Source organism: Rhodobacter capsulatus (assembly GCF_005144475.1).
Classification (GTDB): Bacteria; Pseudomonadota; Alphaproteobacteria; order Rhodobacterales; family Rhodobacteraceae; genus Rhodobacter; species Rhodobacter capsulatus_C.
In genome coordinates this window covers 117271-123461 of sequence record NZ_SWJZ01000021.1, presented here as the reverse complement: position 1 = coordinate 123461, position 6191 = coordinate 117271, and the positions used below count along the sequence as shown (strand labels likewise).

Sequence of the window (6191 nt, the reverse complement as noted above, 5' to 3'; positions counted from 1 at the left end):
GACCGGCGCTTCGGGCGGTATCGGCGGCGAGGTGGCGAAGGCGCTGCATGCGGCCGGGGCCAAGGTGGCGCTGTCGGGCACGCGGGTCGAGCCGCTTGAGGCGCTGGCGGCCGAATTGGGCGAGCGGGCCTTTGTCTGCCCGGCGAACCTTTCCGATCCGGCTTCTGTCGAGGCGCTGCCGAAGGCGGCCCTCGAGGCGATGGGGGCTGTGGATATCCTTGTGAACAACGCCGGGATCACCCGGGATAACCTCTTCATGCGGATGTCGGACGAGGAATGGGCGAGCGTGATCGATGTCAACCTGACGGCCTCGTTCCGGCTGATGCGCGGCGTGTTGCGGGGCATGATGAAGGCGCGCTGGGGGCGGATCGTCAATATCACCAGTGTCGTGGGCCAGACCGGCAACCCGGGGCAGGGCAATTATGCCGCCGCCAAGGCCGGGCTGACCGGCATGTCGAAATCGCTGGCCTATGAAGTGGCAAGCCGCGGCATCACGGTGAACTGCGTCGCGCCGGGCTTCATTGCGACGGCGATGACCGACAAGCTGAATGACGAGCAGAAGGCGAAGATCCTGACGCAGATCCCCGCCGGGCGCATGGGCGCGGCGGAAGAGATCGCGGCGGCGGTGCTCTATCTGGCCTCGCCCGAGGCGGGCTATGTCACCGGCACGACGCTGAGCGTGAACGGCGGCATGGCGATGATCTGAGGCCGCCGGTGTGACGAGTTGCCCCTGCCGCAAGGGCAGGGGCGGCCGCGAAACGGCTTGCCTTGTGCCGGGACTGTGATATGAGCGGCGGGGACGAGCGGGGGGGTAGCCTCGGCTCGCGGCAGCCCGGTAAAACGGGCGTTGAAGCCGCTCGAACGAGCACTGACAGGATGGGTTTCGGCCCCCTTAACTGAGGAAGAAACATGAGCGACATCGCGGATCGTGTGAAGAAGATCGTCGTGGAGCATCTGGGCGTGGAAGAGGACAAGGTCACCGAGACCGCCTCGTTCATCGACGATCTCGGCGCCGACAGCCTTGACACCGTGGAACTGGTGATGGCTTTCGAAGAAGAATTCGGCATCGAGATCCCGGATGACGCGGCGGAAACCATCCAGACCTTTGGCGATGCGGTGAAATTCATCACCGAAGCCGCCTGAGGCTTGCAAGCTTTCCGGCTTGACGAACGGCGCCCTTTGGGGCGTCGTTTGCATTTGGAGGGGCGCGATGCGGGTGTTTGTCGGGATCCTGCTGCCCGAGGCGCTGTGGGGCGCGGTGGCGGCGCTGCAGGCGGAGCTGGGGTGCGGGCGCGCGGTGGCCGAAGAGGCGCTGCATCTGACGCTGGCCTATCTGGGCGAGGTTGATCTGCCGGATCTGGAGCGGCTGCACGAGGCGCTGTCGGCGCTGCATCTGGCGCCTTTCGAGGTGACGCTGGCGGGGCTGGACGTGATTGCCAGCGGGGATCGCGCGCGGGTGCTGGCGCTGAAGCTGCGGCCAAACCCGGCGCTGGAGGCGTTGCAGGCGAAGCTGGTGCAGGCGGCGCGGCGGGCGGGGCTGGAGCTGGAGCGGCGCCGGTTTCGGCCGCATGTGACGATGGCGCGGTTCAATGCGGGTCTGGGCGAGACCCAGGCGGCGCGGCTGGGGCATCTTCTGGAAAGCCGGGGCGATGTGGTCTTGCCCGCGTGGCGGGTGACGGGCTTTGCGCTGATCCGCTCGCATCTGACGCGGCAGGGCGCGGAATACGAGGTGCTGGCGGACTATCCCGAGTGCCGGGGTTGACTTTGGGGCAGGCGAAGTGACGCCTGCGGCCGCGCATGACGTTGCACGGCTTTTGCGGCCCGTGTAGAAGCGCTTAACGAAACGCGAAAGGGGTTTGCGATGCGTCGGGTTGTCGTCACGGGTCTGGGTCTGGTCACGCCGCTGGCTTGCGGGGTCGAGGAAACCTGGTCGCGGCTTCTGGCTGGTCAGTCGGGGGCGGGGCCGATCACGCGCTTTGACGCCACGAATGTCGTGACGAAATACGCCTGCGAGGTGCCGCGCGGCGATGGCACCGACGGCACCTTCAATCCCGATCAGTGGATGGAGCCGAAAGAGAGCCGCAAGGTTGACGAGTTCATCCTTTACGGCGTGGCCGCGGCGGTGCAGGCGGTGCAGGATTCGGGCTGGGAGCCCGCCGACGAGGAAGCCCGGTGCCGCACCGGCGTGATGATCGGCTCGGGCATCGGCGGGCTGCAGACGATCGCGGAAACCGCGGTGCTGATCAAGGAGAAGGGGCCGAAGCGCGTCAGCCCGTTCTTCATCCCGGCGGCGCTGATCAACCTTGTCTCGGGGCAGGTCTCGATCCGCTTCGGCTTCAAGGGGCCGAACCATGCGGTGGTGACCGCCTGTGCGACCGGCGCCCATGCGATCGGCGATGCGGCGCGGCTGATCGCGCTTGGCGATGCCGATGTGATGGTGGCGGGCGGCGCCGAGAACCCGATTTCCGAGATCGGCATTGCCGGGTTCAACGCCTGCAAGGCGCTCTCGACGAAACGGGCCGAGGATCCTCAGGGCGCGAGCCGTCCCTGGGATGCCGACCGCGACGGGTTTGTCATGGGCGAGGGCGCGGGCTGTGTCGTGCTGGAAGAATACGAACACGCCAAGGCGCGCGGCGCGAAGATCTATGCCGAGGTGCTGGGCTATGGCATGTCGGGCGACGCCTATCACATCACCGCGCCGTCCGAGGATGGCGATGGCGGCTTCCGCGCGATGAAGGCGGCCGTGGCGCGGGCGGGGATCGATCCGAGCGAGATCGATTACATCAACGCGCATGGCACCTCGACCATGGCCGACACGATCGAGCTGGGCGCGGTCGAGCGGCTGCTGGGGGAGGCGGCGTCGAAAGCCACGATGTCGTCGACGAAATCGGCGATCGGGCATCTGCTGGGCGCGGCGGGGGCGGTCGAGGCGATCTTCTGCATCCTGGCGATCCGCGATCAGGTGGCGCCGCCGACGCTGAACCTGGACAATCCGGCCGTTGAGGCGAAGATCGATCTGGCGCCGAAAGTCGCGGTGAAGCGCAAGATCGACATCGCAATGTCGAACAGCTTCGGCTTTGGCGGCACCAATGCGGCGCTGATCCTGGGCAAGGTGCGCGGATGATGTGGCGCAACATCGTCTCCAACTTCCTCACTTTGTTGATTGTGCTGATGGTTGTGTCGGGGGGGATGGTGACCTGGGCGAAGCGTCAATATGACGGGCCCGGTCCGCTGGCTGCGGGGATGTGTCTGCGCGTCGAACCCGGCGCGAAGTTTCGCGACGTGTCGGAAACGTTGAAGGAAAAGGGTGCGATTTCCTCGGCTTATATCTTTCGCGCCGGGGCCGATTACGACCAGAAGGCGGGCAAGCTGAAGGTGGGGTCCTATCTGATCGCGCCCGGGGCCTCGATGGCGGGGATTGTCGAGCAGATCACCGCGGGCGGGCCGTCGAGCTGCGGCACCGAGTTGAATTACCGTATCGGGGTGAATGGCCGGCAGATGATCCTGCGCGAGCTGGACCCGGCGGTGGGCGATTACGTCGAGACGGTGAAGTTCGATCCGAAGCTTGAGGCGGCGCCTGCGGGCTTTGCCGAGGAGGCGACGCGGCCGGACGTGCGGCTGCGGGTGACGCTCGCCGAGGGCGTGACGAGCTGGCAGGTGGTCGAGGCGCTGAAATCGGCGGATTTCCTGACCGGTGAGGTGGCGAAGCTGCCGCCCGAAGGCAGCCTCTCGCCCGACAGCTACGAGATGAAGCGCGGCGCGAAGCGGGCGGATCTGATCGCCGAGATGACCGAGCGGCAAAAGGCGGTTCTGGCCGAGGCCTGGGCCACGCGGGCGCCGGGGCTGCCCTATGAAACGCCGGAGCAGGCGCTGGTAATGGCCTCGCTGGTCGAAAAGGAAACCGGCGTGGCCGAGGAGCGCGCCCGGGTGGCGAGCGTCTTCGTCAACCGGCTGGCGCAGGGGATGCGGTTGCAGACCGATCCGGCGGTGATCTATGGCGTGACCAAGGGGCAGGGCGTGCTGGGGCGCGGCCTGCGGCAATCGGAGCTGCGGCGCGAGACGCCCTATAACACCTATGTCATCGACGGGTTGCCGCCGGGGCCGATCTGCAACCCGGGGACGCAGGCGATCCGGGCGGCGCTGAACCCCGATTCGACGCGGTTCCTGTATTTCGTGGCGGACGGCACCGGCGGGCATGCCTTTGCCGAGACGATCACCGAGCATAACCGGAACGTCGCGCGCTGGCGGGAGATCGAAAAGACCCTGAAACCGGGCGCAAGTGACGGAAACTGAAGGAAAACCCCGGCAATGTCCGGGGTTTTTGCTTTCCTTGCGATGCAACTCTGAATTTAGCGCTTGACTTTGCGGACGCTCTAAGGTAGAGATAAGGCATGCTAGGAGAGGTGGGCAAGCGCAACGGGAAACCGTTTGCGCTTTTTTCATTTCGCTCGTGCGGAACAGGCATGAGAGGCGGGTAGCCAGAACATGGACATGGGGTTCAAGGGTGGGGACGCTCCTCCGGTGGATTTGCTGGAGGAGACGGAGGAACTGTATCGGGACATTGCCGGGGAACTGGCTTTGGCGATGAAAGGGGTTCGCCAGGGCGAGGTGAAGGATGCCAAGGCCGCCGCGCAGGCGGTCAAGGACCTTCGCGCGGCATTCCAGATGGTGATGGAAGAAAGGGTGCGTGTTGAAAAACTTCGCAGACAAGTTGCCGGTGTCGGACCCGGAAGCGAGCTTGACCTCGACGCAGCCCGGGCTGAGATCGGGCGCCGCCTGGCTTGCCTCCGCGACGCCGCAGGAGGTTGACGCCTTTCTGGGGGGGCTGGGGGACAATGCGCTGCTGGCGCTGCCCTGGATCTTCGAATTCTGGGCGCTGGCGCATCAGCTGCCCCCGGTGGGGGCGTGGAAAAGTTGGGTGATCATGGGCGGGCGCGGCGCGGGCAAGACCCGGGCCGGGGCGGAATGGGTGCGTGCACAGGTCGAGGGGGCGGGTCCGGCCGATGCCGGGCCCGCGCATCGGGTGGCGCTGGTGGGCGAGACCTTCGATCAGGTGCGCGACGTGATGATCTTTGGCGAGAGCGGGATTCTGGCCTGCTCTCCGCCGGACCGGCGTCCGGACTGGGAGGCGACGAAGCGGCGGCTGGTCTGGGCGAATGGCGCGACGGCGCAGGCGTTTTCGGCGCAGGAGCCCGAGGCGCTGCGGGGGCCGCAGTTCGACGCTGCCTGGGTCGACGAGCTGGCGAAGTGGAAGAAGGCCGAGGAGACCTGGGACATGCTGCAATTCGCGCTGCGGCTGGGGCGGCATCCGCAGCAGGTGATCACCACGACGCCGCGCAATGTCGGCGTGCTGAAGGCGATCCTGAACAACCCCTCGACGGTGGTGACGCATGCGCCGACCGAGGCGAACCGGGCCTATCTGGCGGAGAGCTTCCTGGCCGAGGTGCAGGCGCGCTATGCGGGCACGCGGCTCGGTCGGCAGGAGCTGGAGGGCGTGCTGCTGGAGGATGTCGAGGGGGCGCTTTGGACGACGGCGCAGCTGGAGGGGCTGCGTCTGGCGGCGCCGCCCGAGATGGACCGGGTGGTGGTGGCGCTGGACCCGGCGGTGACCGGGGGCGCGGGGGCGGATGAATGCGGGATCGTCGTGGCAGGCGCGGTGACGCGCGGCCCGGTGCAGGAGTGGCGGGCCTTTGTGCTCGAAGATGCCTCGGTCCGGGGGCGGCCGACTGACTGGGCGCGGGCGGCGATTGCGGCGATGGAACGCTGGGGCGCCGAGAAGCTGGTGGCCGAGGTCAATCAGGGCGGCGAGATGGTCGAAAGCGTGCTGCGCCAGATCGATCCTTTGGTGCCGTTCCGGGCACTGCGGGCCGCGCGCGGGAAATCGGCGCGGGCGGAGCCGGTGGCGGCTTTGTATGAGCAGGGCCGGGTGAAGCATTGCCGCGACGGGCGGCTGGGCGCTTTGGAGGATCAGATGTGCCGCATGACGGTGCAGGGCTATGCGGGCAAGGGCTCGCCCGACCGGGTCGATGCGCTGGTCTGGGCCTTGACCGAGTTGATCCTCGAGCCCGCGGCGCATTGGCGCCGGCCGCAGGTGCGCGGGCTTTGAGGGCGCAAGGGCGTATTTGGACCAAGAAGAAGCTCGGTGTTTCTTCTTGGTGAAAATACGCCACGGGGGTGCGGGGGTGTGAAAC

General features: G+C 67.1%; 7 protein-coding genes. All 7 read left to right on the top strand.

The annotated features are described in order from the left end of the window. A partial coding sequence (gene fabG, locus FBT96_RS07095) for a 3-oxoacyl-[acyl-carrier-protein] reductase (protein ID WP_136905606.1) occupies positions 1–706 on the top strand: 706 nt, incomplete at its 5' end. A 203-nt stretch (positions 707–909) separates the two neighbouring features. Then, entirely contained in the window at positions 910–1143 is a 234-nt protein-coding gene (locus FBT96_RS07090) for an acyl carrier protein (RefSeq protein WP_013067402.1), read from the top strand. A 67-nt stretch (positions 1144–1210) separates the two neighbouring features. After that, positions 1211–1762, top strand: a complete 552-nt coding sequence (gene thpR / locus FBT96_RS07085) for an RNA 2',3'-cyclic phosphodiesterase (RefSeq protein ID WP_136905605.1) — start codon at positions 1211–1213, stop codon at positions 1760–1762. Positions 1763–1861: 99 nt separating this feature from the next. Continuing rightward, positions 1862–3124 (top strand): beta-ketoacyl-ACP synthase II, encoded by a 1263-nt coding sequence (gene fabF / locus FBT96_RS07080; RefSeq protein ID WP_136905604.1) that lies wholly within the window; start codon positions 1862–1864, stop codon positions 3122–3124. Beyond that, a complete protein-coding gene (gene mltG, locus FBT96_RS07075) occupies positions 3124–4293 on the top strand; it encodes an endolytic transglycosylase MltG (protein ID WP_169583281.1) in 1170 nt (389 codons plus the stop codon). The genes fabF and mltG overlap by 1 nt, the downstream gene beginning before the upstream one ends. Positions 4294–4485: 192 nt before the next feature. After that, complete coding sequence (locus tag FBT96_RS07070) at positions 4486–4809, top strand: hypothetical protein (protein ID WP_136905602.1); 324 nt, start codon at positions 4486–4488, stop codon at positions 4807–4809. Then, positions 4760–6106, top strand: a complete 1347-nt coding sequence (locus FBT96_RS07065; protein ID WP_136905616.1) for a DNA-packaging protein — start codon at positions 4760–4762, stop codon at positions 6104–6106. Before FBT96_RS07070 ends, FBT96_RS07065 begins: the two co-directional genes overlap by 50 nt. Positions 6107–6191 lie beyond the last annotated feature (85 nt).

What these genes read in the sequence shown, in the direction of transcription:
- mltG (WP_169583281.1), top strand. Translation starts at nt 3,124, where the DNA reads ATGTGGCGCAACATCGTCTCCAACTTCCTCACTTTGTTGATTGTGCTG.
- fabF (WP_136905604.1), top strand. Translation starts at nt 1,862, where the DNA reads ATGCGTCGGGTTGTCGTCACGGGTCTGGGTCTGGTCACGCCGCTGGCT.
- FBT96_RS07090 (WP_013067402.1), top strand. Translation starts at nt 910, where the DNA reads ATGAGCGACATCGCGGATCGTGTGAAGAAGATCGTCGTGGAGCATCTG.
- thpR (WP_136905605.1), top strand. Translation starts at nt 1,211, where the DNA reads ATGCGGGTGTTTGTCGGGATCCTGCTGCCCGAGGCGCTGTGGGGCGCG.
- FBT96_RS07070 (WP_136905602.1), top strand. Translation starts at nt 4,486, where the DNA reads ATGGACATGGGGTTCAAGGGTGGGGACGCTCCTCCGGTGGATTTGCTG.